Source organism: Dyadobacter psychrotolerans, assembly GCF_004349265.1.
In the GTDB taxonomy this organism is placed as follows: Bacteria; Bacteroidota; Bacteroidia; order Cytophagales; family Spirosomataceae; genus Dyadobacter; species Dyadobacter psychrotolerans.
The window spans coordinates 162,741-187,962 of the sequence record NZ_SMFL01000007.1 but is presented as its reverse complement, the minus strand read 5'-3'; the positions used below and the strand labels follow the sequence as shown (position 1 = coordinate 187,962).

The following is a 25,222-nucleotide window of genomic DNA, read 5'->3' as shown; positions in this document are numbered from 1 at the left end:
AATCCCCCCGTGGCCCGTCTGTCTCCGGGCCACCTAACGGCTTTACTGTACCATGAAGCTAGTCATATCACATAATTTATATTACAACATTGGAGCCAACGAGACTAATTTCAGAGAGGGATGCTTTAAAGTTTACATCGGATCTATAAAAAATGAATATAATTTAAAGAATAACCAGTCACAGATTCCTGAATTGCCGTATAATGGTTACCTGTCTATAACAAGCCGCATTTGACCTCTTATTTAACCGCAGATCTACGTTCGATACATAGCGACTTCCCCAACATATTCAACCAGCTCCTGGCGCTTGAAGTAAAGCCGCCCGTTTCTTTTATAATGTGGTATTTTTCCGATATGACGGTAAACAGCCTGTTTACTTAGTCCCAGAAACCGGGCACCTTCTGTGATGCTTAACAGCTCTGGTTGCTGCGGTGATATAGATGCAGGATTCACATCGGTGTTCTCCAGCAGACAAACCAGCATGTGCTCAATTCTTGTCAGGCTTTTTGCCAGGATCTGAAACGGATTTATCTTTCCAAGCTCATCCATCGTTTTTCAGTGGTTTTGGTTTACTTCATCCTTAATCCCTTTTCATATCATATGCCACAAATAAAATAGATCTCACTTGGCCTGTTTCGGTTAAAGGAACGCTCATACCGGATATATCCATATTCGCTAAGCTCACCGACATACTTAAAATACGTATCGCGGCAGGACAACTTAGCCAGCCCGATCATTTGATGACTGAAAACCCGGATCGGGCTGATCCTGCCCTGCTCATTCCAGTAGTTGAGCAGGGATGCATACACGCCAATATGTGTACTGCAGAACCTGGGGGCTTTTTCGATGGCCTTGAAAAAATCAGCCAGCGTGCTCAGCTCGCTGGATTTCACTGGCTGACTGGAGAATTCAGAGCCACAGATCACCACAATTCGGAAATTAAGGACATGTCGGTTCGGTTGAAATTGCCCAAGCTAAATAATTGATTTATATCTCTTTAACTATTGATAAACAATTGTCTGTTGGTGGTCAATTTGCCACGTAATCACGTGGTCAAGACATCCGGATTCTCCAATAGCTTACGGAACCGTGTATAATTATGTCTTAGAACTAAAAATATAGCGACCGCTACGGTGCAATCTTTTAATCTAGCCCTTTATTCTCTGACCTATTCAAATATAACTGATCAATCATACTCTAATCAGTTCAGCAATTTCTTTGAAGGAAAATTCTGAATGTTTCGTCACTTCATTTCCACAAACAGAAATTCCTCAAAATTGCCTCTGAGTTTTGTGACAACTTAATGATCGCAAAACATGAAAAACAAAACGTTGCCACTGCTTGCCTTCGTAATTTTGGCTGCCTGTACCGAAAAAAAACAAGGTACAACTCCTCCCGAAAAAACGGTTGAAGCCTTTAAGACCCTACATCCAAACGCATTCATTGAACAATGGAATGATGAATCCCCGATCTGGGAAGCGAAATATTCCGAAGGAGCTGAAAAAGGAGCTGTTTCATTCGATATGAATAATACCGTTACTGAAACTGAGCTAATACTGGCTGAGAACCGACTACCCAATCTTAAAGCTGTTAAGGGATATATAACGGCTAACTATCCTAAGGAAAGAATTCTTCGTTGTGAGAAAATTGTCAAGACCGCTGGGGATACGACGTATGAAATCCAGATTACCGGAAAAGAGCTCATCTTCGATACCGCCGGAAATTTCATAGCAGAAGAACCCGACTGATGCCTTCCTAACCTGATCCAGTTTATGTCTTTTTTCAAATATTTATTGGTAATTAGTTTTCTGGGAAGCTTACATCCGCTTTCTGCGCAACGCGACCTGACCTATTACACGAGCAGAGCCAGAGAAAATAGCCCGCTGGTCAACGACAATGTCAATCTTGGTAGAGCGAACCTGATAGAGGTTGAGCGGTTGAAAGCTTTTTACACCAAACCTCAAATCGGTGTTGTTGCCACCTACCTTTTTGCTCCGATTGTATCCTCCGATAACGGCCATACCCGGTTCGAACCCAATTCGAATAGTGCGAACCGGTATTTCGGTTACGATATCGGGGCGTCTAACGGCGGTCAGTACCTTGCCCAGCTTACGCTTACACAGCCGCTGTTTAACGAGCCGCGTGCCCGGATTGCAGGTGAGCAGTTTAAGGTCAGTGCGCAGATCAACCAGAATCTGGTTGCCCTGTCAGGGCATGACGTGGAAAAACTGGTTACAGATCAGTACATTTTGTGCCAGCAGGATTTAGAGCAAATCCGTTATCTGGATCAACTTTCCCAGATGCTTCCGCAGCAGCGGGCTTTGGTTCGAAAACTTGTGGAATCAAGTATTTACAAACAATCCGATTTAAGCCTTCTGAATCTTGAATACGAAAATATGCTGGCGCAGCTGGCTGCTTTCCGGGCAAGTTACCGAAGAGACCTGATGGACCTGAACGTGTTGAGTGGTATCAACGACACGACTTTGGTTAATCTTCAACCAATAAATTTGCAACTCGCGCGCGAGGCTGAAAACTCAGTATTTCTGGAAAAATACAAATTAGATAGTGCTAACCTGGCCGCACTGCAAAATGTGTTTGAGCTCAAATACAAACCGCAGCTCAACCTGAATGCAAATGCCGGACTCAATGCCATTTATGCTCCGACTATCCCCCGGCGTCTGGGAGCCAGTGTCGGGCTTACGCTTGTTTACCCCCTTTTTGATGGCCACCAAAAGGGCATTACCAGAAATAAAACCCAGGTGCTACAAAAATCAGTTTCCTTTTCCAGGCAAAATTTCATCAATCAAAATACAGTCAGGAAAGCGAAGATCCTTGCAGAACTCGGCTCTTACGGCCTCAGAGAAAGCCTTGCCCAACAGCAACTTGCCGAATACGAAACGCTTTTAAACACTTACAAAAAGGAGATTTTAACAGGTCAGCTCTCAATCATTATCTACCTGACAACTCTGAAAAACAGGGCGATTATCCAGCGGGATTATGCGCTGCTCTCTGCCCAAAAGCAGATACTGATAAACGCTTACAATTACTGGAACTGGTAAAACCCAATTTAACTATTATGAAACGTATTCTTTTGTTCTTCCTGGTTTTACCTTTTTTGACAGATAGCTGTACTCCGGCAACCAAACCTGATGCTGCCCAGACAGAGTCTGCACCCAAAGCTCAGGTCAAAGTTATTCATGTGCGGCAAGGTTCCATTTCCGATGATTTGACCTTATTTGCTACCACCTACTACCTGAAAAGAAACATTGTGACTGCCCCGATCCCCGCCTTTATCACGGGTGTCAACGTAAAACTGGGTGATAAGGTCATTAAAGGTGATATTCTCTACATCCTGCAATCAAAAGAAAGCAGGGCGCTAGGAACAGAAGCCGTCAAGATTGATTCTACCCTTTCAGGCTTTGGCATCATCAAGGTCCGGGCATCTGCATCAGGGGTTATCAGTACTCTGGACAAACAGCAGCCGGGCGATTACGTTTTGGAAGGTGGTCCTCTGTGCACGATCGCTGAAAGCAGTGATCTGGCCTTTATGGTCAATGTTCCCTTTGAATATGCCGCTTTTGCCAAAACGGGTAAGAGCTGTACAATCATCCTGCCGGATAATAAATCTTACCCGGGCACTTTTTCAACGGCGCTTACAGCGATGAATGTCTTGGCACAGACACAGACGATTCTGGCCAAAACAAAACAAAGCCTGTTTCTTCCCGAAAACATGATCGTAAAAGTGATGGTGTCCAAATCCAGTTCGACCGGCAAGCAGGTATTTCCAAAATCAGCGGTATTAACCGATGAAATGATGAGCGAATACTGGGTCATGAAACTCATTAATGACAGCACCGCCGTTAAAGTACCCATTCAGATCGGAAACAGAAACAGCGAAAACGTCGAAATCATCTCTCCTAAATTCTCGCTATCGGACCGGATTATCAGCTCGGGAAGCTACGGATTACCCGATACAGCCCAAATCAGCATCTCTAAATGAAAAAATCACTTTTTGTTCTCTTTTTGCTCTCCCTGATGCTGCTCAAAACAGCGTATGCACAAAATGCAGATATCAACCTGTTGAAGTTTGTAAACCTGCACCGGAACACGGGTACAGATGGCTTTTTCCGGGGAATAACAAATTCTGCGGCTCCTGTAAGTTTGGGCATTCCGATCGCAATGCTTGGCCTGGGATTATTAAAGAAAGATTCTCTTTTAAAAAGAAACGCGATTTACATCGGAGTCTCGGTGATTTCTGCTTCGGTAGTGACCGATGCCCTTAAATATTTGGTTCACCGAGACCGTCCTTTTGTGACATACGCATTTATTCAAAAGGCTACGCAAGGCGGCAGCCCTTCTTTCCCCTCCGGGCACACCACCGATGCATTTGCTTTGGCAACATCGGTCAGTCTGATCTGTCCCAAATGGTATGTGATCGCCCCTGCCTACCTGTGGGCGTCCTCAGTTGCGTATTCACGTGTAGACCTTGGGGTGCATTATCCGACAGATGTACTGGCCGGTGCAATCATCGGAGCAGGCACCTCTTATTTATGTTACAAAATAAATCAGCGGTTAGCTGCCCGGCGCAAATGACAGAAATATTCAATTACCTGGACATGGCCTGGCTGATTAAAATCAATGCAGCCCACGCACCACTACTGGACCGTATCATGTGGACGGTAAGCAGCAGAATTGCCTGGGTACCTTTTTATCTTTTGATTATTATTCTTTGGATCAAAGATCTGGGAAGAAAGGCCATTGTTCATCTTTTTGTTGCAGCCCTATTGATACTGATCAGCGATCAGCTGGCTTCCTCGGTAATTAAACCCATCTTTCACCGGCTCCGACCCAGTCATACACCTGGCATTGAACATATGCTGCATTACGTGAACCAGTACCGGGGCGGTAAGTATGGTTTTGTCTCATCACATGCGATGAATGTTTTCTCGCTGAGTTTTTATATGATTTTCACGGCCCGAAAACAAGTGACAATGACTGCACTGATCATGCTTACCTGGGCATTTCTGGTGGCTTACAGCCGTGTTTATCTGGGAGTCCATTTCCCTTCGGATGTACTGGTTCCACTGATGATCAGCCCACTGCTTTCCTGTGGAGCGTCCAGCATTTATTTTCGTTTAACTGCTCATTTTTTTAACGCCGGATCCATAACCGGCCAAACCCATGGAGAATAAAAATTATCTTCAGATATTCAGCAAACCCATTCTGTTTATCGGTTTGTTGCTGACGATGGCAGGTATTTTTTCTTATACCCAAATGGAAACGAACCTGTTTCCCGAAGTAGTGTTTCCAAGGATCACCCTGATTGCCGATGCCGGACAGCAGCCCATTGACCGTATGATGATCACGGTAACCAAACCTTTGGAAAGTGCGGTCAAGAAAGTAAAAGGTGTTCAGGTCGTAAAAAGCTCTACCAGCCGCGGCAGCTGTGTCATAGACGTGTTCTTTGATTGGAACACCGATGTCTATGGCGCAAAAACCCAGGTAGAAAGCCGGATCAATGAAATTAAAAACTTTCTGCCCGCTGGAGTCAGCATTGCTGCCGAAGCCATGAATCAATCTGTATTTCCAGTTTATGGATATACCCTGGAGAGTAAAAAACACAGTCTGGTCGCCCTTCGCGATAAGGCGAACCTGATCGTTCGGCCTTTATTCTCTCAGGTTCGGGGAATTTCCAACGTGGTTGTCAGGGGCGGGAAAAACAAAGAGTTTGTCATCACAACGGATCCTGTTAAAATGTCGCTGCTGGGCATTACACCTTCGATGATCAGCCTGGTTTTCAATAACAGTAACTATGTGCTTTCCAATGGACCGGTAGAAGACCTGAACCGTCTTTATCTGTCGCTAACGGATGTCAGGTTAGTTGATGTGACAGAGCTTGAAAACCTGGTAATTAAAAACGACGGAAGCCGGCTGGTAAAACTAAAAGATCTTGCGAAAGTCGAAGTGAAAGAGCAGGTGGAATTTTTGATTGTCAATGCCAACGGCCATGATGCTGTGCTCATTGACCTGATCAAGCAGCCGGGTATTAATCTGATCGATTTTGCCAAAGAATGTTCTCAGAAGGCGGCAGAAATTCAAAAACAGCTTCCCCAAGGCATGGTGTTAAAACCCTATTACAACCAGGCCTCTTTTGTAGGAGATAGCATAGATAGTGTAATTAAGACGATCTATGAAGGATTATTTCTTGCCATTTTGGTTATGATCGTATTTCTTCGCTCCTGGCGGGCGAGTCTTGCTGTGATGTTAACCATTCCTGTTACGCTGGGTTTTACCATGCTGGTACTTTATCTGGCCGGCATATCGATCAACATCATGTCGCTGGGAGCAATCGCGGCCTCTATCGGACTTATTATTGATGATGCCATTGTTATTATTGAACAGATATACCGAAAGCACGAAGACCATCCCGGTAAGGACCGGTTTAGCGTCGTTAAAGAGGCTATTCACGAACTATTTCCTGCGATGGTCGGCTCCTCTCTGGCCACGATCGTGATCCACTTTCCGTTCCGGCTGATGAGCGGACTGGCCGGAAGCTTCTTTCGGGAACTGTCTGATACCATGCAGCTGACAATGGTTACGTCCTTTCTGGTTACCTGGCTGCTTTTACCTGTCTTTCATATGCTGATCGGCTTTAAAGAGCCTAAAAAATCTCATCATGTTACTGGTCAGCAGCAAATGAAAAATCTAAGGTGGCTCACCTGGTTTTTTAATAAACCCATTGTGGCAACCCTGCTGGTGATCGTTTTCATGTTATGCGGCTGGTGGAGCTATGGAAAGCTCGAAACGGGTTTTCTGCCGGATCTGGATGAAGGCACGATCGTGCTTGACTATTTTATGCCTGCGGGTACCTCGCTTCCTGAAACAGACCGTGTACTTCGGCAGGTAGAAAAAACGATCATTGCCCATCCCGACGTGGAAACGTACAGCCGAAGGACCGGCATACGGATGTCATTTAGCACCGTACCGCAGAATTACGGGGACTATTCTATTCAGTTGAAAAAGGTGCGGACCAAAAAGACGGTGGATGTGATCGATGAGCTGCGAAAACAAATCAGTTCACAGCAACCTGTACTTAACATTTCTTTCGGACAGCGGATTGCGGATCTTCTCGGGGATTTGATGAGTACACCGCAGCCCATTGAAGTCAAATTCTTTGGTGATGATTACGCTACGCTCCAAAAAATCTCACAGCAGGCCGCAGGTATCATTTCAAAGATCAACGGTTTGGAAGATATTAACGATGGTCTCAGAGTCGCCGGCCCGACCTTAGTTTTTACCCCTGACCAGGCGCTTCTTGCCCAATATAAAATCTCGCTGCTGGATTTTCAAAACCAACTGGCCGCCTATACCGGTGGAGTCACACTGGGGATTAATGCCAACCAGCCAGTACCTTCTCCGGCACAGGCAGCCATGACGGCGGGCATCCAGGTGGGCCAGATGCAGGACGGAGAACAGATGCGGCGGATTGTGATGCGCTTCGCTGAATTGAAAGTTAACGATCTGGAGCATATTAAAAACCAGTTGATTTTTCTTCCGGATGGAACAACCCGTCCGCTTACCTTTTTCAGTAAAGTTCAGATTGTTTCCGATGAGACCGAGCAGCGCCGTGAAAACCTTAAATCGGCAGTCGTGCTAACCGCCCGTTTGAACAACCGGGATTTAGGAAGCGCCATTTTAGAGATACAAAAAGAGCTGACGAGCAAGCTCGCTCTTCCAAAAGGATACACTATCGCGTACGGGGGCGCCTATTCTGAACAACAACAATCCTTCAAGGAGCTGCTGTTGATTTTGGTACTTGCTTCCCTGCTCGTTTTTGGGGTATTTATGTTTCTTTTCAAGGAATGGCTGCTCTCGTTTTTGTTGTTATTTATTTCGTTAATGGGGATTTGCGGATGTATTACCGGATTGTATTTAACCAATATTCCTCTCAATGTCAGCAGTTACACCGGCATCATCATGATCGTAGGTATCCTGGCCGAAAATGCCATTTTTACCGTAGCCCAGTTCCGTGCGAATATGGCGCAGTCCGGTGAACTTGACGAATCGATTAATTATGCAATTGCGCTGCGGATCCGGCCAAAGCTCATGACAGCGATTGGCGCTATTCTCGCCCTAATGCCACTTGCCTTGGGACTCGGATTGGGCGCGCAGATGCAGCAGCCTTTGGCCGTGGCGGTTATTGGGGGATTTGTTTTCGGGCTTCCCATGCTGTTGCTGGTATTTCCAACCTTTATGCGGCTGATTTACAGAAAGCAGCTGACTGATAAATAAATTGTTGATGCCTGACGTACACAATCGTGCGCCAGGCATCGCTGCAATCATCTCAAACATTGTTTCCCTATGAAAAGATCACTTTGCAAAATTTGCCTGTTGGTACTTTTTATCTCCTGTAAAAAAGACCCGGTCAGCTCCGGTTCCCAATCAGATTCTTTTTCAACAGCTCTTGATAGGGGCGTTATTGAAAATATTCAGATCAGCGAAGCTTCCGGGATTGTGACCAGCGGTTTAAGCAGCAATGTTTTTTGGACCCACAACGATTCAGGGGATACAAACCGGATTTTTGCCATTGACAGTCTGGGGAAGGGGACCAGATCAGTAACTGTGGAAGGCGGGGTCAACCGCGACTGGGAGGCCATCGCCATGACTACTTTTCCCGAAGGCACCTTTCTTTACATCGGAGATATTGGAGATAATGACAATACGTATGGGGACTACTGTATTTACCGCATTGCAGAGCCTGCTGATGGAGTGGCAAGCACGGACAGGGCCCAAAAAATTATATTTCAATACCCGGATGGCCCGCGCGATGCAGAATGTTTACTTATCGATCACCAAAGCAAAGATATTTATATACTTTCCAAAAGGGAAAACAAAAAGCGGCTCTACCGACTGGCTTTCCCACAAGTGTACGACCGGCTCCTAACAGCTGAATTTATAGCCGAAATGCCCTTTTCCCCAGGAACCGATGTAGGCTCCTACATCACCGATGGCAACGTCTCGCTGGATAATTCACAGATTATCATTAAAAGTTACCTGCATATCTATCACTGGCGACTTAAAGGCAATGAGACGATTGCTCAGGCACTTGTGCGTCCCGCTTCGATTCTTCCCTACTCGCTAGAAGCTCAGGGAGAAGCATTGACCTTCACAAAAAATGCATCTGCTTACCTTACCCTGAGCGAAGAAAGTGACAAGAAACTACCGGTTCATTTGTATGCATATCAGCGCAAATAAGAGCTTGCATTAAATGATTAGCCAATTAAATTTATAAATAATATGTGGTGGACGTATGCCTTATTATCAGCTTTTTTTGCTTCTCTAACAGCCATACTGGCTAAAGTCGGTGTCACGGGGGTCAATTCTGATCTGGCCACAGCCATCCGTACGGTAGTTGTTTTGATCGTTGCCTGGGGAATTGTATTCTCCCGAGGTGAACTCAAGGGCATTAATGAACTTTCAAAGTACACCCTGATCTTTCTTGTCTTATCCGGGCTGGCCACCGGTCTTTCGTGGATATTTTATTATAAGGCGCTTCAAATTGGAAAAGTATCACAAGTGGCCCCAGTGGATAAACTCAGTGTCGCCTTAACCATTCTGCTTTCGGTTCTGATCCTGAAAGAGGCATTAACCCTGAAAGCAGCCATCGGCGCTCTTTTAATCGTTGGAGGCACTTTGGTTCTGATATTATAAAATTGTGAAGCATACCGCCCACTGGCTGATCTAAGCTATTTTTACTAAATCCTAACCAGAGAATATATCAATGAAAAAAATCATCTTTTTTGTTCTGTTAGCCGCAGTAAGCACGCTTGCATCGGCACAAAAAACACCCGGTAACGTTGTTGTCGTGACCCTTGACGGGCTGAGATGGCAGGAGCTATTTAATGGCGCAGACAGCCTTTTGACATTTGACAAGGCTGCCGGTTATAATACCCGTTACATCCAAGGCAAGTTCTGGGCCGGTTCATCAAAAGTAAGAAGAGAAAAGTTGATGCCCTTTATGTGGACCCGGATCGTTTCAAAAGGAGTCTTACTGGGTAACCGCACGCTCGGCAGTCAGGTGAATGTATCCAACCCACACTGGTTTTCTTACCCCGGTTACAATGAGATTTTTACAGGTTTTGCCGACTCCACGGTAAATTCAAATGCAAAGATCCCAAACAAAAATGAAAACGTGTTCGAGTTTCTTAACAAGTTGCCTGAATTTAAAGGCAAAACAGCATCATTTGCATCCTGGGATGTTTTCTCTTCCATTTTCAATGAAAAACGCAGCGGCTTTCTGGTTAACGATGGTTTCAGGGATTTGCCTGGCAAGCTGACCGAAAAGCAGATCGCCCTGAACCGTTTGCAACATGAACTGCCAGACCTGTTCCATGGCAGCGAAAGGCTGGATGTGGCCACATTCCGAATCGGACTCGAATACATGAAAATCAACAAGCCCAAGTTGATTCATTTCGGTTTTGGGGACACTGACGAGTTTGCCCATGGCGGGCTCTACGACTTTTACCTGGATGCCGCACATAAATCGGACGCCTGGATCAAAGAGCTTTGGGAACATATTGAGTCCGATCCTTTTTATGCGGGCAAAACGACGCTGATCATCACCACGGATCATGGCCGGGGCCAGGCCAAACTGGGATTATGGAAAGACCATGGAAGGCAAGTCGATGGTTCAGATCAAATCTGGATTGCCTTAATAGGTCCTTCCATTAATTTCCAGGGAGAAAGCACTCTGAAAGCGCAGTACTACCAGGGCCAAATTGCAGCCACCATTGCAAAACTGGCAGGCAAACAGTTTAAAGCAAATCATCCTGTGATGCAACCGCTGCCGGTCATAGCCAAATAAGCTAACCTAAAAACGCACCTTAAAACAGTGAAGACCATCTTCAAAAGAATAGCCAATCTTCCAACCGTACAGATCCGTTATCTTTTTTACGATGGCAAGCCCAAGGCCGTTTCCTTTTGAAGCGTTACCAGTTTTGGCGAAGCGTTGAAAGAGCTTGTCAGCAGCCAAGACTGTGCTGGTTGCCCCCGTGTTGCTGATGATCAGTGTTGAGCCTTTTAATTCGATATGAATTACACCATACTCCCGGTTATGGGTGAGCGCATTCAAAAGCAGGTTACTGACAAGAATTTCAACGAGCGCCATATTATATACGACCCAGTGACTTTCCAGTTTAACATGCTCAAACCGGATATTTTTTTCTGTGGCCTGATCCTCGAAAAAATCGATTGTTTTTTCAACGACCAAGGCAAGATCAAAACGTTCGGCTGTGTGATAGGATTGATGGTCAATTTTTGATAAAAGAAGCAGATTTTTATTCAACCGGTTTAACCGGGCCAGTAAATCGTACAACGGAGACAGCGCCGCCAGCTGGCTGGCTGTCAGGTCTGGCAGCTGTAAAAAACTATCAAGCTTTGCATGCAGCACAGCCAGGGGTGTCTGAAGTTCATGTGCTGCATTTTCAATGAATTCCTGCTGGTTTTCATAGGTTACTTTACTACGATCGATCAGGTTCTGGACGGACTGGTTAAGCCTTGAAAACTCTTCAATGGCAGGATCCGGCAGATCAGGTTTGTGGGTTTTATCAATTTCGTACTGCTCAATCGAATCCAGGGTATTATAAAAAGGGAGCCAAAGCCGGTTTGAATAATATTTTGTGATATAGAACAGGCCCGCCAGAAGCACGACCAATAGACCGCTGTAAAGCAAGGCAAGACTCATAATCAAATCCTCCGATTCTATCAAATCATTTTTGACCGACAAGGTGTAGGGAAGGTTACCTATTTTGACCGGCGACAACAAGACCCGGTAGGGTTCCAGTTCTGTGATCAGACTGTCATAATAAAACTGAAAAGACAGCGAATCGCCCTTAATAACAGGTTCTTTCAGGATTTTCATATCCCTGTTAAAGCGGTTCCACTGATCGATCTCCGATGCATTCAGGCCTGGTAATATATGCATTTTAAACTCATCAGCTCTGAGCACCAAGCCTTCATCCACATCGTCCAGATGCAGCTTTTGTATCAAGAAATAGAAAAACGGAGTACTCAGTAAAAGAATCAGCACAGCATACAGACCATACCCTCTCAGCGTTTGATGCAAAAGTTTACGCTTTACATTACCCATTGATAACCAAGCCCGTAGACCGTTTTGATGTAATCTTTTGAACCGGCACTAATTAGTTTTTTCTTTAAGTTCTTCATATGTGTATAGACGAAATCATGGTTATCCAGCATGTAGGCCATATCGCCCGATAAATGCTCGGCCAGCGATGATTTGGAAAGTATCCTGTTTTTGTTGGCTATCAGGTACAGGATCAGTTCGAATTCTTTTTTTGTCATTTCTACCAGCTGATCATTAACCTTGACTGACTTTGCCATCATATCAATCTGGATCTCATTCAATTGAAGCATATTATTTCCTTCAAAATGTTTTCTTCTGAAAAGAGACTGGATCCTGGCCAGCAGCTCAGACAAATGAAAAGGCTTGGTCAGATAGTCATCCGCTCCAAGCTGAAGTCCTTCGAGCCGGGTTTCCAAGGTATCCTTGGCCGAAATGATAATCACCCCTTCCGTCTTGTTTTGCTTTCTAAGTTCTGTGAGCACTTTCATCCCGTTTCCATCCGGCAGCGACAGGTCAAGCAGGATACAATCATATTCAAAAAGAGAAATATTTTCCAGTGTTGTCTCAATGGTATTTGCCCACTCGCAGGTCATATCATTACTGGTCAGATACGTTTTCACATCGTGGGCAAATCCGGCTTCATCTTCTATAAGCAATACTTTCATTTTGAAAGTTATAATTAATTAACAACTATTTTCATGGACAATACCACCAATCCACAACTCCGGGTAGAAAATACGTCCCTATTTCTGTCCTTCGTGTCAGCTTACGGCCCCAGTAGGCATTTACTCAATTTTTTGCAGCATCTCTTTTAATGTATCCAGATTCCATTGCTTCTTTTTGCCTAAATTCTGCTGGCAATATTTCGTGTGGAATTTGTGTGATTCCAAAAGATCGATGGAGCCTGTAAGCCATTTTTTATCATCGATTTTGCCAACCCGCAGTTCTGTTTCTTTTCGCATCAAACCGTCATGGTAAAAGAAATCTTCTGTGCCTAAATGATACAGGTCCGCATCGCAGATAATCTGCTCGAGTATGGTCTGCGGTCTTTGCGGTAAAATTGTTGCCAGGATGCACTGTTGAATCTGCATAAGCATGTCTGCATCCGGCAACCTTTCACTTAGATATTTACCAGCCAGCTCAGCACTTTTGTACTCATGTCCCGCAGCGCCAACCGTCAAATAGCCCAGATCATGAAACCAGGCTGCGGTACTTACAACAAAGGTATCTGCTTCACTGATTTGATAATAAGCACACAATTCCTGCACATGGGTGACTACCTGCATGACATGGTTTACAGTATGAAAAAATAACGTCAGGTCTTTAAAGCTTTCATAAAGGCTGACAATAATGCTTTGTATTTCAGTCAAAAGTTTGCGGGTCGCCATAACTATTTTCAAATATGGATCAAACCTAGTGGCTAATTTTGAAGAATTTCTGGATCATATCCGCGACAGCGATAACCGGTGACTATTTACTGGGAAAACCTGTCTAGTAATACTATTTCCAGGCGATGACCAGCAGTCCGGCAACAATCAGAACAGCCCCTGCTACTGTTTTGATTGAAAGCGGCTCTTTCAATATCCAAACTGACAAAAGCAGCGCAATCACGATACTTCCTTTATCTATTAGAGCGACCTGTGATACCGGACCTATTTTAATGGCACGGTAGTAAAAGATCCATGACAAACTTGTCGTAATACCTGAAACGGCCAAAAAAAAAACCGCAGATTTGTCCAGGCTACGAAACTGCCTGACATCCTGGAAAAATAAAGCATTTGCCCATATCAAGATAAAAACGACAATTGTCCGGACGGCAAGTCCGGTATCGCCGCTTACATTTTTAAGCCCAAATTTGGCAATGACCGAGGTGAGCCCCGCAAAGAGCATCGAAATAACGGCATAAGAAACCCATTTTTCCATAACATTATTGATTGGACTGGTAAACGATTTGATAGGTATCAGGGTTTTCTAAAACCATGAAAGTGTTTTTGAGAAGGTCATCATTGAGCCTGATAAATGATGCCAGCTGCTGCGGCTCACCAGTTACTTCGATACAGACCGGCAATCTGGGGGGCACAATCTCGGTCGTTGCAAAAACAAGTTTGGTATCCGTTAAAAATCCGGCACGTACCGGAAACATAATAGCCTGACGTATGCCGGACTCTTTTGCCTTCTTTAATATAAAGTTTGCCAGATTATTGCGCCACAGCCGCTGCCAGAAGGTTAAACCCGGAATGCCTTGGCCGGTCGCAAGGTAAATGCGCAGTGTAGTTTGCCTGAGCAAAATAAAATCAGTGTTTTCCATGAGCAGTTTTTTTAGGGTTAGACCTTAGGTCAGCCAAGTTTTTACCTTCATGCTGGCTGTATAGGACGTGTTTGGATTGGCCAATGAGTTGGGAGCCGTAAATGCCGCGGTGTCCGGAAAAGAAGTAGGCAATTATACATGCGATAGCAACATACACGCCGCATTCGGCGCCAAATAATTCAATGCCCATCAGTATACATGCAACCGGTGTATTGGCTGCACCTGCAAAAACAGCCACGAACCCCATTGCCGCCAAAAGCCCTGTAGGCAATGGGATAAAATAAGAAAGTGCATTTCCAAGGGTTGCGCCTATAAAGAATAATGGCGTGACTTCACCACCTTTGAAAGCTGCCCCCAAAGTGAGTGCTGTGAAAATGATCTTAAGCATAAAATCATACGGTGGCAGCTGCGTTGTGAAAGATTCTAAAATGACTGGGATACCAAGACCTATGTACCTGGTGGTCCCAAGGCCCAGTACAGCAAGGGCAACAATGGCGCCACCAAACATGGGCCGGAAGGGTGGAAATGAAATTTTTCTTTTGAAGATACTGCTTATAAAATGGGTAAGGCTGCCGAACAGAACCGAGCAGGCGCCAAAGATACATCCGGCGATTACAGCACATAATACCCTTGAAACAGAGAGGTCAGCCACTAATGGAATATGATAATGTATATGTCCCACATGCCAGGCTTTTGTAGTCATATCGGCAAGTATGGCAGAAGCAAAAGCTGGGATTAACGCCTCATATGTTATCCGGCCAATCAAAAATACTTCAAGACCGAATATGCCTCCTGCGAGTGGTGTGCCAAACACCGAGCCAAAACCAGCGGCAATTCCTGCAATGAGAATGAGCCTGCGGTCCCGTGGGCGCAGCCCGAAGATCCTTGTAAACTGGTCTGCGATAGATCCCCCGATCTGCAGAGCGGTACCTTCCCTGCCGGCTGACCCACCAAATAAGTGCGTGGCAATCGTCCCGATCAGAACGAAGGGTGCCATTTTTAAAGAAATGATTTTGGAGGGACGGTTGATGTTTTCCAGCAAAAGATTGTTTCCTGCTTCGAGCTCTTTTCCAAAATAATGGTACATGCATCCGACGACAAATCCTGCCAGCGGAAGTAGTGAAATGATCCAGACGTGACTTTCTCTATAATGGGTAGCCCAGTCCAGACAAACTAAAAATAATGCAGATGCAGAACCAACCAGAACGCCGACTAATCCTGATAGCAGAAGCCATTTAACCGTAAAAAATACAATGGAGTTGCGCCAGAAAAAAGAAGCGAGATTCTTGGGAAGACGGAAACGGAAAGCTGACATTTTATATATACCTATTAGATGAACAAAATTACTTTTTGATCCTAATAGGCGCCATCAGCCTTATTAAGGCGGTTTCCGCAGGAAGACACCATTTCCTGTAATTGTATACAAAGTAAAGAAAGATACGGCAATATAGCAAGAGATCTTGCTTATCAGTAAAATCCATGTAGTAATCTGGACAACCGAAAACTGGTTATATTTGACTAGGCCAAAAAGATTTAAAATTTAAACTGAACATATGCCTGTTAGAATTGGTTAGACTATGCTTTGTTTAGAAAACTTCTTATTAAAAGCCGTGGCAGATTTTTCGCTGGGCCGGTGCTCCGGTGACGGGTGACTGCTTTTTTTACTTTATCCCCAAAGCAAAAACGGCAGCCGCCTAGTTAGACGTCACGCCAACAAAAGTTTCACTTTAGATAACTTTTTGCGTTCGTTACCGCTGATTATAATCGGTTATAAATTTAGTTTAAAACCGCCATTGAAAATAAAGCCATCTGTTGGCGTATAGACTTCATGAAATATAGGGTTTTGAATGGTACCGGAATACATCGGCCCCCAGCGTGACTGTCTGCTGTCAAGGAAATTTTCGAAGTTCAGAAATAAGCTGAAATGCTTAAATTTATATTCTCCTGATAGCCCCATTACCCAGTAATCTCTGGTTTTTTCTCCGCTGTTAAGGCGTTGTTTTCCAACGAAAAAGGCTTCATAAGCGATGCGCAATTTTTCATCCCACTCATACATCAGGTTTGCATTGATGCGATGCTTTGCAGTTAATGGGTTAATTGTTCTTGTGTTGTTTACTTTTCTTGAAGCATCAATAAAAGTATAACCGAGGTATGTAGAAAAGCCCATATAGCGGAGCTTAACGTTGGTTTCAAAACCCTTTGATTGAAAATTTCCAGTAGCATTTTCAAATATCAGTTGATCGGTGGCTGGAAGCTGATTAAGTATTAGTGGTTTTTCAATGGTGGTATAGAAAAACATTTGATTAATAGAAAAAAAGATGTTTTCCAGTAGCGTTGCTTTATAATTGATATCACCGTTAAGCCCATATGATTTTTCAGGTTTTATCTGTGAAAAGTCAATAGGCAATATATTTTTAAATGCTTTTTCTTCCGCTTCTTCTGAAAAAACGGTCGGCATCTTATATCCCAGTCCGGAAGAGATCCGGGTAGTTAGTTTCGGGTTGATTTTATAAAGCAGGGACAGACGTGGCAATACAAATATATTCCTGTGATTAGTCATATCTATTCTTAATCCGCTTTCTACTATGAATTTACTTGTGAGATTCAAACTGTTCTGGGCAAATGCGCCCAACGCGGTATTTGAGTAATCTAATTTATTGGAAGTGCTGTGAAGCTGCTTAAACTGATCCGTCACATAATTCAGCCCCATATTCCATTCTGATTTATCACCGGGGACAAGATAATTGGCTTCACTGAAAGTCGCAACCTGCTGTCCGTCAAAGTTATAATCTGCCCTGCTGATATTTCTGCTAAAATAGCCTACACTGTTTTTAACTGTCAAAATGGTATTATTGGAAAAAATCCTCTCAAATTTTGACTGAGAAGAATACCGGTTGCTGTTATTTTTCTCAAAGAACACATGTTTCGAGTCGGAATGGCCGTTTATTACGCTCAAATCGCCACCCATTCTTTTTTCAATGCCTGCATTCAACCCGACACTGAGTGTCGTTTTCTGGTTGGGATAATAGAAAAACTTCGGATTGATCGTGTACCGGGCGAACCGGGGTATATCCGAAAAATCATCGCCGTTATTATTATAAGCTTTTTGAAAGTTTGTTGCTGCATAGATTGTCATTCCTGTTTTTTTGTACTGCTCTGCATAAAAAGTACTTATATCCAGTGCGGAAGTTTGGTTAGCATTCACCAGCACCGAGGCCTCTGTTTTTTCTTGCGGCTCTTTTGAAATAAGGTTTATTAAACCTGCAATAGCACCACCTCCATACAGAGTGGAAGTAGATCCCTTTATTACTTCAACCCTTTTTAGATTAAGTGGTGGTATTTGTAGAATGCTTAGCCCGCTTGAAAAGCCGGAATATAAAGGGAATCCATCCTGTAACAACTGGGTGTACTTCCCATCCAGCCCCTGGATCCTGATACTGGCACTTCCCGATACCTGTGAGGTCTGTTGCGTTTGTATTCCGGTACTTTCAGTAAGCAGCATTTTGATATTACCGGGCTGCATAACTGATTTCTCTTCCAGTTCACCTGCGGCGATTGTCTCTATACGTGTAGGAATGTTGGCAATATTCCTGCTGCTTCTTGTAGTTGACGTGATTGTGACTTCCCCCAAATCATGTTCCTCTGATTTTAAGTAGATGGTTTGTCCCCGCAGGCTATCGGCCAAGGGGAAGTTAAAAACCAATTCCTGGGTCTGGTAACCGATAAAGCTAAAGATAATTGCATGGTTGCCACCGGGAATATTCTCAATGAGAATCTTACCGTTTATATCTGAACTATTTCCGTTTGTCGTCCCTTTCACTACGCCTGATGAACCAATGAGTGGCTGGCTTGTCAACTGGTCCTTGATCAACGCTTCAAATTTATTTTGTGCAGCCGTTACCTGGCTTAGAAATAAGCCAATAGCCACAATGATGATTGTTTTCATTTGTGATCTTGATTAAACTAATATACCTCTTGACTATTATTCCACCTGTTAAAAGGGAGGGGCAGCAATAAAAGAGGGGTAATCAGATAATCCAGACAGAATGAAATATAAATATTTTTCGCCCCTGATGACGTTGGATGTATTTTTGGGTAAGCAATTTTTGGAGGCTTAACACCTCTCTTTTAAGTTCTGAGGATAGTAAGGAAATGCTTTGGAATGTTTGAAAAACCGGAGGACAGTCATCCTTATCCCTTTCCTGACTGACAACAGGTTGTATGTCCTGTTGGCTACTTTCTATATAAGAATCATACTGATCAAAAAATGTATTTTTTATACCAAAATCATTCACCTCTAATGCAGAAACCACATAAAAGGTAAAAGCCAGTATATACAAAAATTTATACCATACATTTTTCATAGACACAAATATAGGTAGGCTCAATGACATCTGAATACCATCGAGCCAAAAGGAAATTAGTGCAACAGCTGCATCTAACAATCCTATGATTAAATACCCGCTTTTGTTTTGGTGACCGTATTTCTTTCGCAATCATATTTTAGGTTAGTAGCCGTGCGAACACCGGATCCTGTTAACTTATTATCAATACCCCTATATTTGAATTTGGACCAAAAGTTTCAATTTCAAATAATATCGCCTATGAGCTTATTGAAAAATTTAAAAACCCGGGCCAAACAGCTTAAAAATGAATCATTTACTCTCTACTACGCCTATCTTGATCCAAGAACTCCCTGGCAAGCTAAATGCCTAATTGCAGTAACGATAGGATACTTATTTAGTCCAATAGATCTGATACCTGACTTTATTCCAATACTGGGCATTCTGGACGATCTGATTTTAGTGCCATTACTGATCCGTTGGTCGATCAGCATTATACCTCCGGAAATTCTTATCGAGAGTCGGCTTAAAGCAGATCTACGTGCGTCACAACAAACCCCGACAAGCTGGTGGTTTGCCATGATGATCATTCTGATTTGGTTGATAGCTGCTTATGGCTTATATCATCTTCTTTACCCATATCTTAAATTTCACTGGAACAGTGTTATAAATAAGCATTCATGATTTTATATAAAAATGGGTTTCATTCTCAGTTATTTCTATGCTTTTTGCAAGACCTGCTTCTGTTATTGCCAAATTCGGTCTTAAAATGTAAGTGGTGATACTGGTCTGGTTGTGAGGACCGGTGTTGTTTGCGTGGAAAATTTGACTTATGATTACCATGTAGTATTTCGGACAACCAAAGATTATTATAAGTTGTGTCCTTGATTCGCGTCAAGGCTCAGAATTGAATGTACCATATTACGGCACGATAAAAATACTACATCAAAGTCGTGACGGTTTTTCTCCCTTTCTTTAGTTTACCCCAACAATAAACCACTGTATAACAAGGCAAGACTTGTTATCAAATCCTCAGACTCTATCAGATCATTTTTGACTGACAATATGTAAGGCCGGCCCTCTATTTTGACTGGCGACAACAAAACGCGGTATGGTTCCAATTCTGTGATCAGGCTATCGTAATAAAACTGAAATGAAAGACTGTCTTTTTTGATTACAAGATCTGCCTTCAGGATTTTCATATCCCTGTTGAAACGGTTCCATTGACCTATCTCCAAAGTATTCAGTTTAGGTAAAGTATACAATTTAAACTCATCTTTCCTCAAAACCAGACCTTCGTCTACATCGTCCAGATGCAGTTTTTGTATCAGGAAATAGAAAAAGGGTGTGCTCAGCAGTAGAATGAGCACAGCATATAAACCATACCTCCTAAGTGTTTCCTGAAGAAGTTTGCGTTTTACATTACCCATTGATAACCAAGCCCATAGACTGTTTTAATTTAATAATCTCCATTGCCAGGCAATAAGCAGTAGCCCGGCAAAAGAGTAGAAAAAACAGCACAAGAAACATACTTTTTTCCGTAATAATTCTAGTTAATCTGATCAGGGATGTTTGAAGAGTTATCACAAACAGAAACTGATCTTTCATGCGCCGCTTTCCTGGGATCTGCCTGAAGGCTGGCAGTACTTTTACCTTCGTGCCGGTTATAAACCAAATGCTTGGATTTGCGAACTGTATTGCCGCAGTGACCTGAAACAAAATAAGCGATCACACAGGCTATACCCACATAAACACCACACGAAGAACCAAATAATTCAATTCCCGTGAGAATGCACGCCAATGGCGTATTTGCTGCTCCTGCGAAGACAGCGACGAAGCCCATACCGGCCAAAAGTCCGGTAGGAAGCGCAATGAAATAGGAAAGCGAGTCACCAAGTGTCGCTCCTAGGAAAATAGCGTAGTAACTTCACCGCCTTTGAAAGCCGCCCCAAGGGTTACCGCGGTAAAAAGGATTTTCAGTGCAGAATCATAAACAGAAAGCATAGTAGTGAAAGATTCACCAATAGTCGGAATGCCGAGCCCAATGTATTTGTTGGTACCTAATGAAAAAACGGCTACTGCTACGACAATACCTCCTGTTAAGGGCCTTCACGGTAGAAAGGAAATTTTTTCCTTTAACAAATTGCTGATGTTGTGGATCAATCCGCTAAAAACAACTGAACAGATACAAAAAAAACTACCTGCTGAAACGGCATAAAGAAAATTCATTGCCGACAGTTCCAAAATAAAAGGAATGTGGTAATGTGTATGTCCCATCTGCCATGCCTTAGTAGTAATGTCAGCAATTGTCGAAGCAGCAAATGCAGGAAGCAGCGCCTCGTAGCTAAGTCGTCCCACTAAAAAACTTCCAGGCCAAACACTGCCCCAGCCAATGGTGTGCCAAAAACTGATCCAAACCCAGCTGAAATCCCTGCAATCAATATTAGCCTGCGGTTCCTGGGTCGCAGACCCAATATCTTGGTATATTGATCTGAAATCGAGCCACCCATCTGCAGGGCAGTCACTTCACGGCTGGCTGAGCCGCCCAAAGGAGTGTAATAATTGTACTGATCAGCACCAATGGGGCCATCCTCAACGGAATAATCTTTGAAGGACTGTGAATATTATCCAACAGCAGATTATAACTTGTTTCTACATCCTTGCCCAAATAGTAGTATAGGTAGCCAGTTACAAAACCAGCTACCAGTAAAAGCCAAATAATCCAGATATGGCTTTCACGGAATCTGGTAGCCCACTCCAGAGAAACAAGAAAAAGAGCCGATGCCGATCCAACCAGCAGGACGATTACGGCAGAAATGAACAACCACTTAAATAAGAAAAACCAATAGGGTTTTTCCAGAAAAACGGAACAAACCGGGAAGTAAGACGGAAACGTGATACTGACATTGATATATACCTATCAGATGAACAAAGAATTTTCGACCCTAATAGGCGCCATCAGCGGTGTTAAGGCGGTTTCCGCAGGAAGACAACATTTCCTTTATTGAATGTAAATTAAAGAATTATATGGCACTTTCCCCAAACCCATTGAATTCCCCAAACCAAATCGTTAAGATTGAACAATCTAACTTGTACTTTTATAGAAGCCCACGGACCTAAATTAGGGTTTTTACCAGAAATGAGAAGATTGTAACACATTTGACTGATACTAGAAATAGACTGGTCATGGAAACAAAAATTATACCAAAGTCTTCTTAAAGGGAAATCCATCATAGCTGTTAACATATTCAAGTTAAAGCGTTAGTTTTCATTACATTCCGGGCATATCAACATCACTGATAATGATCTTTTCTGTATCGATCAATATTAAACATTTTAAATATCACCTTTTTTTTGTCAAGGAGCGGTTGTTATCACATTGTCGTTACCTTAGCTCTTGAAAAAACCTATATCTCAAAAAAATAGCTGGTGTAATGTCTGGAAGATTGCCCCAATCATTTTGATCTGGGAAAAAACATAAATTGAATTAACAAAACTTTCGGATGATAACCACTAGCAAACTACCTCAGATTACATTTTCGTTTTGGCTGATGAAGATATGTGCCACAACATTAGGTGAAACGGCCGGAGATCTCCTATCTATGACTTTAAATGTCGGGTATGGTTTAAGTTCTGCAATACTTCTCAGCTTTTTTTTTGTGACATTATTGATTCAATTGTCTTCTAAAAGATTTCATCCAGTAATTTATTGGGCAGTTATCCTGGCGACAAGCACAGCTGGAACGACCATTTCAGACTTTATGGATAGAACAATGGGGCTGGGGTATGCAACCGGCTCATTAATACTGACTTTTCTCTTGGCTGCCACTCTGGCGGTTTGGCTTGCAACAGAGAAATCCCTATCTGTTGCAAGTGTAAAATCTTTACGGGGCGAAATATTTTATTGGACTGCAATTCTATTTTCTAACACATTAGGCACAGCACTTGGAGATTTCATGGCAGACGATTCTGGGCTAGGCTTTGCAGGAGGTGCTATTCTTATTGGCACTCTGCTCCTTGTTATTATTTTAGCGCACTATTTTACTCAAATGTCCAAGGTTGCATTATTCTGGATTGCTTTTGTACTCACCCGCCCCTTTGGTGCAACTTTTGGCGATCTACTTACAAAGCCTTATGAGAAAGGAGGATTGAATTTCGGAACGATCGGCTCATCTGTAATCCTATTTGTAATTCTTGCTGTTTTAATTACAATTGCAACTCTAAAAATGCGATTAAGAACTGATCAAAAAGAAAATTGACCTCCTCTCCAAGTACCACCTTGTCAACTTAATGTATGCCCATAGTCTTCAAAATAATAAGCTGCGGAACAATAACCGATCAGAGTACTCCAGAAATAATACAGATTTACTCATCACCTTTGAGTAAAGGACACAGTCATTGAATTAAACACATTATAAATCTCGAACATGAAATTGTTAATTATCGAAGACGAGAAAGACCTTTCCGATAGTATCTGCTTATATTTAGGTTCCGAGCAATTTTCGTGCGAAACAGCTTACGATTACCATTCTGCTCTTGATAAAATTTTGATTAACGAATATGCATGTATAATTCTGGATTTAACGCTACCGCATGGAAGCGGTCTGGATATTTTAACTCAGCTAAAATTATTAAATAAGACGGAAGGCGTTTTGATTATTAGTGCAAAAAACTCCTTGGATGACCGAATCAAAGGCCTTAACAGCGGCGCTGACGACTATTTAACCAAGCCTTTTCATTTATCGGAACTAGGTGCACGAGTAGCAGCGATTGTTCGCAGAAAATCGTTTGAAGGAAAAACCCATATAGTCGTGGGCCCTCTCATCTTGGATTTGTCAGAACGTATTTTAAGATCCGGTGATGAGCAAATTACTCTAACCAGGAAAGAGTATGAACTGTTATTATACTTGCTGAGCAACAAAAATAAGGTTGTGACCAAAGAAGCGATCGTGGAGCATCTTTGGGGCGATGACATTGATATGGCCGATAGCTATGATTTCATTTATTCCCATATCAAAAACCTACGTAAGAAATTGATGGCTTCCGGCTGCCCGGATTATATAAAGGCAGTCTATGGAATGGGGTATAAATTCAGTTTAAACAACTCCATTTCATGAAACTTTTTACCAGATATAACCGCATTAACCTGACTTTGATGGTTTTGCTGTTTGTCCTTTCCGGCATTAGCTACTACTTTATAATCAATTATGTGCTAATCCATGAACTGGACGAAGCGCTTGAAGACTATCAGCTCAGAATTGAAAACTACGTTGTAAAACAAGGAACATTGCCACCAGTGGCTTTGATGGACGAAACAATCGTAACTTATTCAAAATTAAATCGATTAACTACGCCAATCCGACGCATGGAAACTTTACGTCGACTGGACACATTGGAAAACGAATGGCATAATTACAGGCAAAAGACCTACTCCCAAGATGTTGGGGGCGCTTCTTTTTGTGTAACTCTTGCTAAGCCAATCGAAGGTACAAAACTGTTGACCCGAACTGTAGTAGCGATCACAATTTTGATGCTACTTGTCATCATCATAGCATCGATAGTGCTTAATCAGGTAATTCTTCGCAAGCTTTGGCAGCCTTTCTACACCTCCTTAGCAGCCATGAAGACCTTTAAATTAGGCAAAAAGCAGGTACCGGAGTTCCCCTTAACAAATATTGAAGAATTCGTTTTCATGAACACTCTTTTGGAAGACACAGTCACAGGTGCGGAAGCCGACTACCAGATTTTAAAGGAATTTACTGAGAATGCATCACACGAAATACAGACACCTCTTGCTATAATACGTTCCAAACTAGATCTCGTTATTCAGGAGGAAGGCCTTTCTGAGAAACAAACTTTGGCACTTTCCAGTATTTACTCAGGAATCAAGCGACTTACCAAGCTCAACCAATCCCTTCTTCTTCTTGCTAAAATTGAGAATCATCAGTTCGCCGGACGAGAAAATGTGGACGTTGAAGAAAAAGTAAATGAAAAACTGGATCAGTTCCAGGAATTCTGGCAAAACAGTAAGGTTCAATTTACTGCAACCATTAAACCGTCTGCGATACACACAAATCCGGAGCTTTTTGACATCTTGCTTAGTAACCTAATCAGCAATGCTGGCAGACACAACATGGAAAACGGGTTTATTTTCGTCAACCTCGATAAAAATACTTTCGTAATTGAAAACACGGGATCTTTGAGCTCACTAGACTCACAAAAATTATACACGCGTTTTTATAAAGAATCCCAGCACAGTCAGCATAATGGGCTAGGTTTATCCATAGTAAAGCAAATCTGCGACCAACTGGATATTGAAATCAAATATAGTTTTGTAAATAATCTTCACAGATTCACATTAAAGTGGGATTAATTTTTTAATAATTATCCCTCCTTTAACTTTTCTCTAGACTTTCTCCAGAATTG

At 42.9% G+C, this 25,222-nt stretch carries 28 protein-coding genes and 1 riboswitch; of the genes, 13 read left to right on the top strand and 15 right to left on the bottom strand.

All coding sequences use genetic code 11. From position 1 onward, the window contains the following. Positions 1–255: 255 nt before the first annotated feature. Together E0F88_RS19750 and E0F88_RS19745 are read right to left on the bottom strand one after the other, a co-directional pair. Positions 256–549, bottom strand: a complete 294-nt coding sequence (locus E0F88_RS19750) for a helix-turn-helix domain-containing protein (RefSeq protein WP_131960005.1) — start codon at positions 547–549, stop codon at positions 256–258. Positions 550–596: 47 nt separating this feature from the next. Then, complete coding sequence (locus E0F88_RS19745) at positions 597–893, bottom strand: hypothetical protein (protein WP_131960004.1); 297 nt, start codon at positions 891–893, stop codon at positions 597–599. A 423-nt stretch (positions 894–1,316) separates the two neighbouring features. Between E0F88_RS19745 and E0F88_RS19740 the strand changes: the two genes are divergently transcribed. The 9 genes from E0F88_RS19740 (at position 1,317) to E0F88_RS19700 (ending at position 10,864) form a co-directional block, all read left to right on the top strand. Continuing rightward, positions 1,317–1,748 (top strand): hypothetical protein, encoded by a 432-nt coding sequence (locus E0F88_RS19740; protein WP_131960003.1) that lies wholly within the window; start codon positions 1,317–1,319, stop codon positions 1,746–1,748. Positions 1,749–1,772: 24 nt separating this feature from the next. Further along, positions 1,773–3,059, top strand: coding sequence for a TolC family protein (locus E0F88_RS19735; RefSeq protein ID WP_131960002.1), 1,287 nt, complete (start codon positions 1,773–1,775; stop codon positions 3,057–3,059). Between the two features lie 17 nt (positions 3,060–3,076). Beyond that, on the top strand, positions 3,077–4,000 hold the full coding sequence (locus E0F88_RS19730) for an efflux RND transporter periplasmic adaptor subunit (protein WP_131960001.1): 924 nt from the start codon (positions 3,077–3,079) through the stop codon (positions 3,998–4,000). Then, positions 3,997–4,593: a phosphatase PAP2 family protein gene (locus E0F88_RS19725; RefSeq protein ID WP_082217941.1), complete on the top strand. Its 597-nt coding sequence runs from the start codon at positions 3,997–3,999 to the stop codon at positions 4,591–4,593. The genes E0F88_RS19730 and E0F88_RS19725 overlap by 4 nt, the downstream gene beginning before the upstream one ends. Next, positions 4,590–5,192, top strand: a complete 603-nt coding sequence (locus E0F88_RS19720) for a phosphatase PAP2 family protein (RefSeq protein ID WP_165940113.1) — start codon at positions 4,590–4,592, stop codon at positions 5,190–5,192. Before E0F88_RS19725 ends, E0F88_RS19720 begins: the two co-directional genes overlap by 4 nt. Continuing rightward, a complete protein-coding gene (locus tag E0F88_RS19715; protein WP_131959999.1) occupies positions 5,182–8,292 on the top strand; it encodes an efflux RND transporter permease subunit in 3,111 nt (1,036 codons plus the stop codon). The genes E0F88_RS19720 and E0F88_RS19715 overlap by 11 nt, the downstream gene beginning before the upstream one ends. A gap of 69 nt (positions 8,293–8,361) precedes the next feature. After that, complete coding sequence (locus E0F88_RS19710) at positions 8,362–9,255, top strand: hypothetical protein (protein WP_131959998.1); 894 nt, start codon at positions 8,362–8,364, stop codon at positions 9,253–9,255. Between the two features lie 42 nt (positions 9,256–9,297). Then, positions 9,298–9,711 carry an EamA family transporter gene (locus E0F88_RS19705; protein WP_131959997.1) on the top strand — a complete coding sequence of 138 codons (414 nt, stop codon included), beginning with the start codon at positions 9,298–9,300 and terminating at the stop codon, positions 9,709–9,711. 70 nt (positions 9,712–9,781) lie between these two features. Then, the gene (locus E0F88_RS19700) at positions 9,782–10,864 is read left to right on the top strand and encodes an alkaline phosphatase family protein (protein WP_131959996.1); all 1,083 of its coding nucleotides are present in this window, start codon (positions 9,782–9,784) and stop codon (positions 10,862–10,864) included. A 6-nt stretch (positions 10,865–10,870) separates the two neighbouring features. On the opposite strand, the gene E0F88_RS19695 is transcribed toward E0F88_RS19700, so the two are convergent. The 8 genes from E0F88_RS19695 to E0F88_RS19660 all read right to left on the bottom strand — a co-directional run bounded on the left by E0F88_RS19695 (position 10,871) and on the right by E0F88_RS19660 (position 18,949). Then, complete coding sequence (locus E0F88_RS19695) at positions 10,871–12,148, bottom strand: sensor histidine kinase (RefSeq protein ID WP_131959995.1); 1,278 nt, start codon at positions 12,146–12,148, stop codon at positions 10,871–10,873. After that, positions 12,136–12,810 (bottom strand): response regulator transcription factor, encoded by a 675-nt coding sequence (locus E0F88_RS19690; protein WP_131959994.1) that lies wholly within the window; start codon positions 12,808–12,810, stop codon positions 12,136–12,138. Before E0F88_RS19690 ends, E0F88_RS19695 begins: the two co-directional genes overlap by 13 nt. A gap of 120 nt (positions 12,811–12,930) precedes the next feature. Further along, complete coding sequence (locus E0F88_RS19685) at positions 12,931–13,533, bottom strand: HD domain-containing protein (protein WP_131959993.1); 603 nt, start codon at positions 13,531–13,533, stop codon at positions 12,931–12,933. A 112-nt stretch (positions 13,534–13,645) separates the two neighbouring features. Beyond that, a complete protein-coding gene (locus E0F88_RS19680; protein ID WP_131959992.1) occupies positions 13,646–14,068 on the bottom strand; it encodes an EamA family transporter in 423 nt (140 codons plus the stop codon). Positions 14,069–14,072: 4 nt separating this feature from the next. Continuing rightward, a complete protein-coding gene (locus E0F88_RS19675; protein ID WP_131959991.1) occupies positions 14,073–14,453 on the bottom strand; it encodes a DUF190 domain-containing protein in 381 nt (126 codons plus the stop codon). Then, entirely contained in the window at positions 14,440–15,768 is a 1,329-nt protein-coding gene (locus E0F88_RS19670) for a voltage-gated chloride channel family protein (protein WP_131959990.1), read from the bottom strand. The genes E0F88_RS19675 and E0F88_RS19670 overlap by 14 nt, the downstream gene beginning before the upstream one ends. A 38-nt stretch (positions 15,769–15,806) precedes the next feature. After that, a riboswitch (Fluoride riboswitch) is annotated at positions 15,807–15,873 on the bottom strand. Between the two features lie 348 nt (positions 15,874–16,221). Beyond that, positions 16,222–18,399 (bottom strand): TonB-dependent receptor, encoded by a 2,178-nt coding sequence (locus tag E0F88_RS19665; RefSeq protein ID WP_131959989.1) that lies wholly within the window; start codon positions 18,397–18,399, stop codon positions 16,222–16,224. Positions 18,400–18,481: 82 nt separating this feature from the next. Beyond that, positions 18,482–18,949 (bottom strand): hypothetical protein, encoded by a 468-nt coding sequence (locus tag E0F88_RS19660; RefSeq protein ID WP_131959988.1) that lies wholly within the window; start codon positions 18,947–18,949, stop codon positions 18,482–18,484. Positions 18,950–19,057: 108 nt separating this feature from the next. Here E0F88_RS19660 and E0F88_RS19655 point away from each other — a divergent pair, with 108 nt between their 5' ends. After that, positions 19,058–19,480, top strand: coding sequence for a YkvA family protein (locus tag E0F88_RS19655; protein ID WP_131959987.1), 423 nt, complete (start codon positions 19,058–19,060; stop codon positions 19,478–19,480). A 296-nt stretch (positions 19,481–19,776) separates the two neighbouring features. Here E0F88_RS19655 and E0F88_RS19650 read toward each other — a convergent pair whose 3' ends face one another. From E0F88_RS19650 to E0F88_RS34045, 5 genes are all read right to left on the bottom strand, one after another. Continuing rightward, on the bottom strand, positions 19,777–20,226 hold the full coding sequence (locus tag E0F88_RS19650) for a DUF8486 domain-containing protein (protein WP_131959986.1): 450 nt from the start codon (positions 20,224–20,226) through the stop codon (positions 19,777–19,779). Between the two features lie 119 nt (positions 20,227–20,345). After that, positions 20,346–20,711 (bottom strand): chloride channel protein, encoded by a 366-nt coding sequence (locus E0F88_RS34060; protein WP_220466360.1) that lies wholly within the window; start codon positions 20,709–20,711, stop codon positions 20,346–20,348. Positions 20,712–20,905: 194 nt separating this feature from the next. Then, positions 20,906–21,154, bottom strand: coding sequence for a chloride channel protein (locus E0F88_RS34545; protein ID WP_220466348.1), 249 nt, complete (start codon positions 21,152–21,154; stop codon positions 20,906–20,908). After that, positions 21,154–21,306 (bottom strand): chloride channel protein, encoded by a 153-nt coding sequence (locus tag E0F88_RS34780; RefSeq protein ID WP_374756320.1) that lies wholly within the window; start codon positions 21,304–21,306, stop codon positions 21,154–21,156. The genes E0F88_RS34545 and E0F88_RS34780 overlap by 1 nt, the downstream gene beginning before the upstream one ends. An 11-nt stretch (positions 21,307–21,317) precedes the next feature. Continuing rightward, complete coding sequence (locus E0F88_RS34045; RefSeq protein ID WP_220466344.1) at positions 21,318–21,620, bottom strand: voltage-gated chloride channel family protein; 303 nt, start codon at positions 21,618–21,620, stop codon at positions 21,318–21,320. Between the two features lie 679 nt (positions 21,621–22,299). On the opposite strand from E0F88_RS34045, the gene E0F88_RS19640 reads away from it, so the two are divergent. The 3 genes from E0F88_RS19640 to E0F88_RS19630 all read left to right on the top strand — a co-directional run bounded on the left by E0F88_RS19640 (position 22,300) and on the right by E0F88_RS19630 (position 25,169). Further along, the gene (locus E0F88_RS19640) at positions 22,300–23,055 is read left to right on the top strand and encodes a COG4705 family protein (protein WP_131959985.1); all 756 of its coding nucleotides are present in this window, start codon (positions 22,300–22,302) and stop codon (positions 23,053–23,055) included. A gap of 168 nt (positions 23,056–23,223) precedes the next feature. Then, complete coding sequence (locus E0F88_RS19635) at positions 23,224–23,913, top strand: response regulator transcription factor (protein WP_131959984.1); 690 nt, start codon at positions 23,224–23,226, stop codon at positions 23,911–23,913. Then, the gene (locus tag E0F88_RS19630) at positions 23,910–25,169 is read left to right on the top strand and encodes a sensor histidine kinase (RefSeq protein WP_131959983.1); all 1,260 of its coding nucleotides are present in this window, start codon (positions 23,910–23,912) and stop codon (positions 25,167–25,169) included. The genes E0F88_RS19635 and E0F88_RS19630 overlap by 4 nt, the downstream gene beginning before the upstream one ends. The last annotated feature ends 53 nt before the right edge of the window (positions 25,170–25,222 follow it).

Excerpts from the sequence above, each read along its gene's own strand:
- E0F88_RS19720 (WP_165940113.1), top strand. The coding sequence starts at position 4,590 with ATGACAGAAATATTCAATTACCTGGACATGGCCTGGCTGATTAAAATC.
- E0F88_RS19700 (WP_131959996.1), top strand. The coding sequence starts at position 9,782 with ATGAAAAAAATCATCTTTTTTGTTCTGTTAGCCGCAGTAAGCACGCTT.
- E0F88_RS19685 (WP_131959993.1), bottom strand. The coding sequence starts at position 13,533 with ATGGCGACCCGCAAACTTTTGACTGAAATACAAAGCATTATTGTCAGC.
- E0F88_RS19650 (WP_131959986.1), bottom strand. The coding sequence starts at position 20,226 with ATGGGTAATGTAAAACGCAAACTTCTTCAGGAAACACTTAGGAGGTAT.
- E0F88_RS19630 (WP_131959983.1), top strand. The coding sequence starts at position 23,910 with ATGAAACTTTTTACCAGATATAACCGCATTAACCTGACTTTGATGGTT.
- E0F88_RS19740 (WP_131960003.1), top strand. The coding sequence starts at position 1,317 with ATGAAAAACAAAACGTTGCCACTGCTTGCCTTCGTAATTTTGGCTGCC.
- E0F88_RS19695 (WP_131959995.1), bottom strand. The coding sequence starts at position 12,148 with ATGGGTAATGTAAAGCGTAAACTTTTGCATCAAACGCTGAGAGGGTAT.
- E0F88_RS19705 (WP_131959997.1), top strand. The coding sequence starts at position 9,298 with ATGTGGTGGACGTATGCCTTATTATCAGCTTTTTTTGCTTCTCTAACA.
- E0F88_RS19665 (WP_131959989.1), bottom strand. The coding sequence starts at position 18,399 with ATGAAAACAATCATCATTGTGGCTATTGGCTTATTTCTAAGCCAGGTA.
- E0F88_RS19690 (WP_131959994.1), bottom strand. The coding sequence starts at position 12,810 with ATGAAAGTATTGCTTATAGAAGATGAAGCCGGATTTGCCCACGATGTG.
- E0F88_RS19675 (WP_131959991.1), bottom strand. The coding sequence starts at position 14,453 with ATGGAAAACACTGATTTTATTTTGCTCAGGCAAACTACACTGCGCATT.
- E0F88_RS19750 (WP_131960005.1), bottom strand. The coding sequence starts at position 549 with ATGGATGAGCTTGGAAAGATAAATCCGTTTCAGATCCTGGCAAAAAGC.
- E0F88_RS19670 (WP_131959990.1), bottom strand. The coding sequence starts at position 15,768 with ATGTCAGCTTTCCGTTTCCGTCTTCCCAAGAATCTCGCTTCTTTTTTC.
- E0F88_RS19640 (WP_131959985.1), top strand. The coding sequence starts at position 22,300 with ATGATAACCACTAGCAAACTACCTCAGATTACATTTTCGTTTTGGCTG.
- E0F88_RS19725 (WP_082217941.1), top strand. The coding sequence starts at position 3,997 with ATGAAAAAATCACTTTTTGTTCTCTTTTTGCTCTCCCTGATGCTGCTC.
- E0F88_RS19730 (WP_131960001.1), top strand. The coding sequence starts at position 3,077 with ATGAAACGTATTCTTTTGTTCTTCCTGGTTTTACCTTTTTTGACAGAT.
- E0F88_RS19735 (WP_131960002.1), top strand. The coding sequence starts at position 1,773 with ATGTCTTTTTTCAAATATTTATTGGTAATTAGTTTTCTGGGAAGCTTA.
- E0F88_RS19655 (WP_131959987.1), top strand. The coding sequence starts at position 19,058 with ATGAGCTTATTGAAAAATTTAAAAACCCGGGCCAAACAGCTTAAAAAT.
- E0F88_RS19680 (WP_131959992.1), bottom strand. The coding sequence starts at position 14,068 with ATGGAAAAATGGGTTTCTTATGCCGTTATTTCGATGCTCTTTGCGGGG.
- E0F88_RS19710 (WP_131959998.1), top strand. The coding sequence starts at position 8,362 with ATGAAAAGATCACTTTGCAAAATTTGCCTGTTGGTACTTTTTATCTCC.
- E0F88_RS19715 (WP_131959999.1), top strand. The coding sequence starts at position 5,182 with ATGGAGAATAAAAATTATCTTCAGATATTCAGCAAACCCATTCTGTTT.
- E0F88_RS19635 (WP_131959984.1), top strand. The coding sequence starts at position 23,224 with ATGAAATTGTTAATTATCGAAGACGAGAAAGACCTTTCCGATAGTATC.
- E0F88_RS34780 (WP_374756320.1), bottom strand. The coding sequence starts at position 21,306 with ATGGGTGGCTCGATTTCAGATCAATATACCAAGATATTGGGTCTGCGA.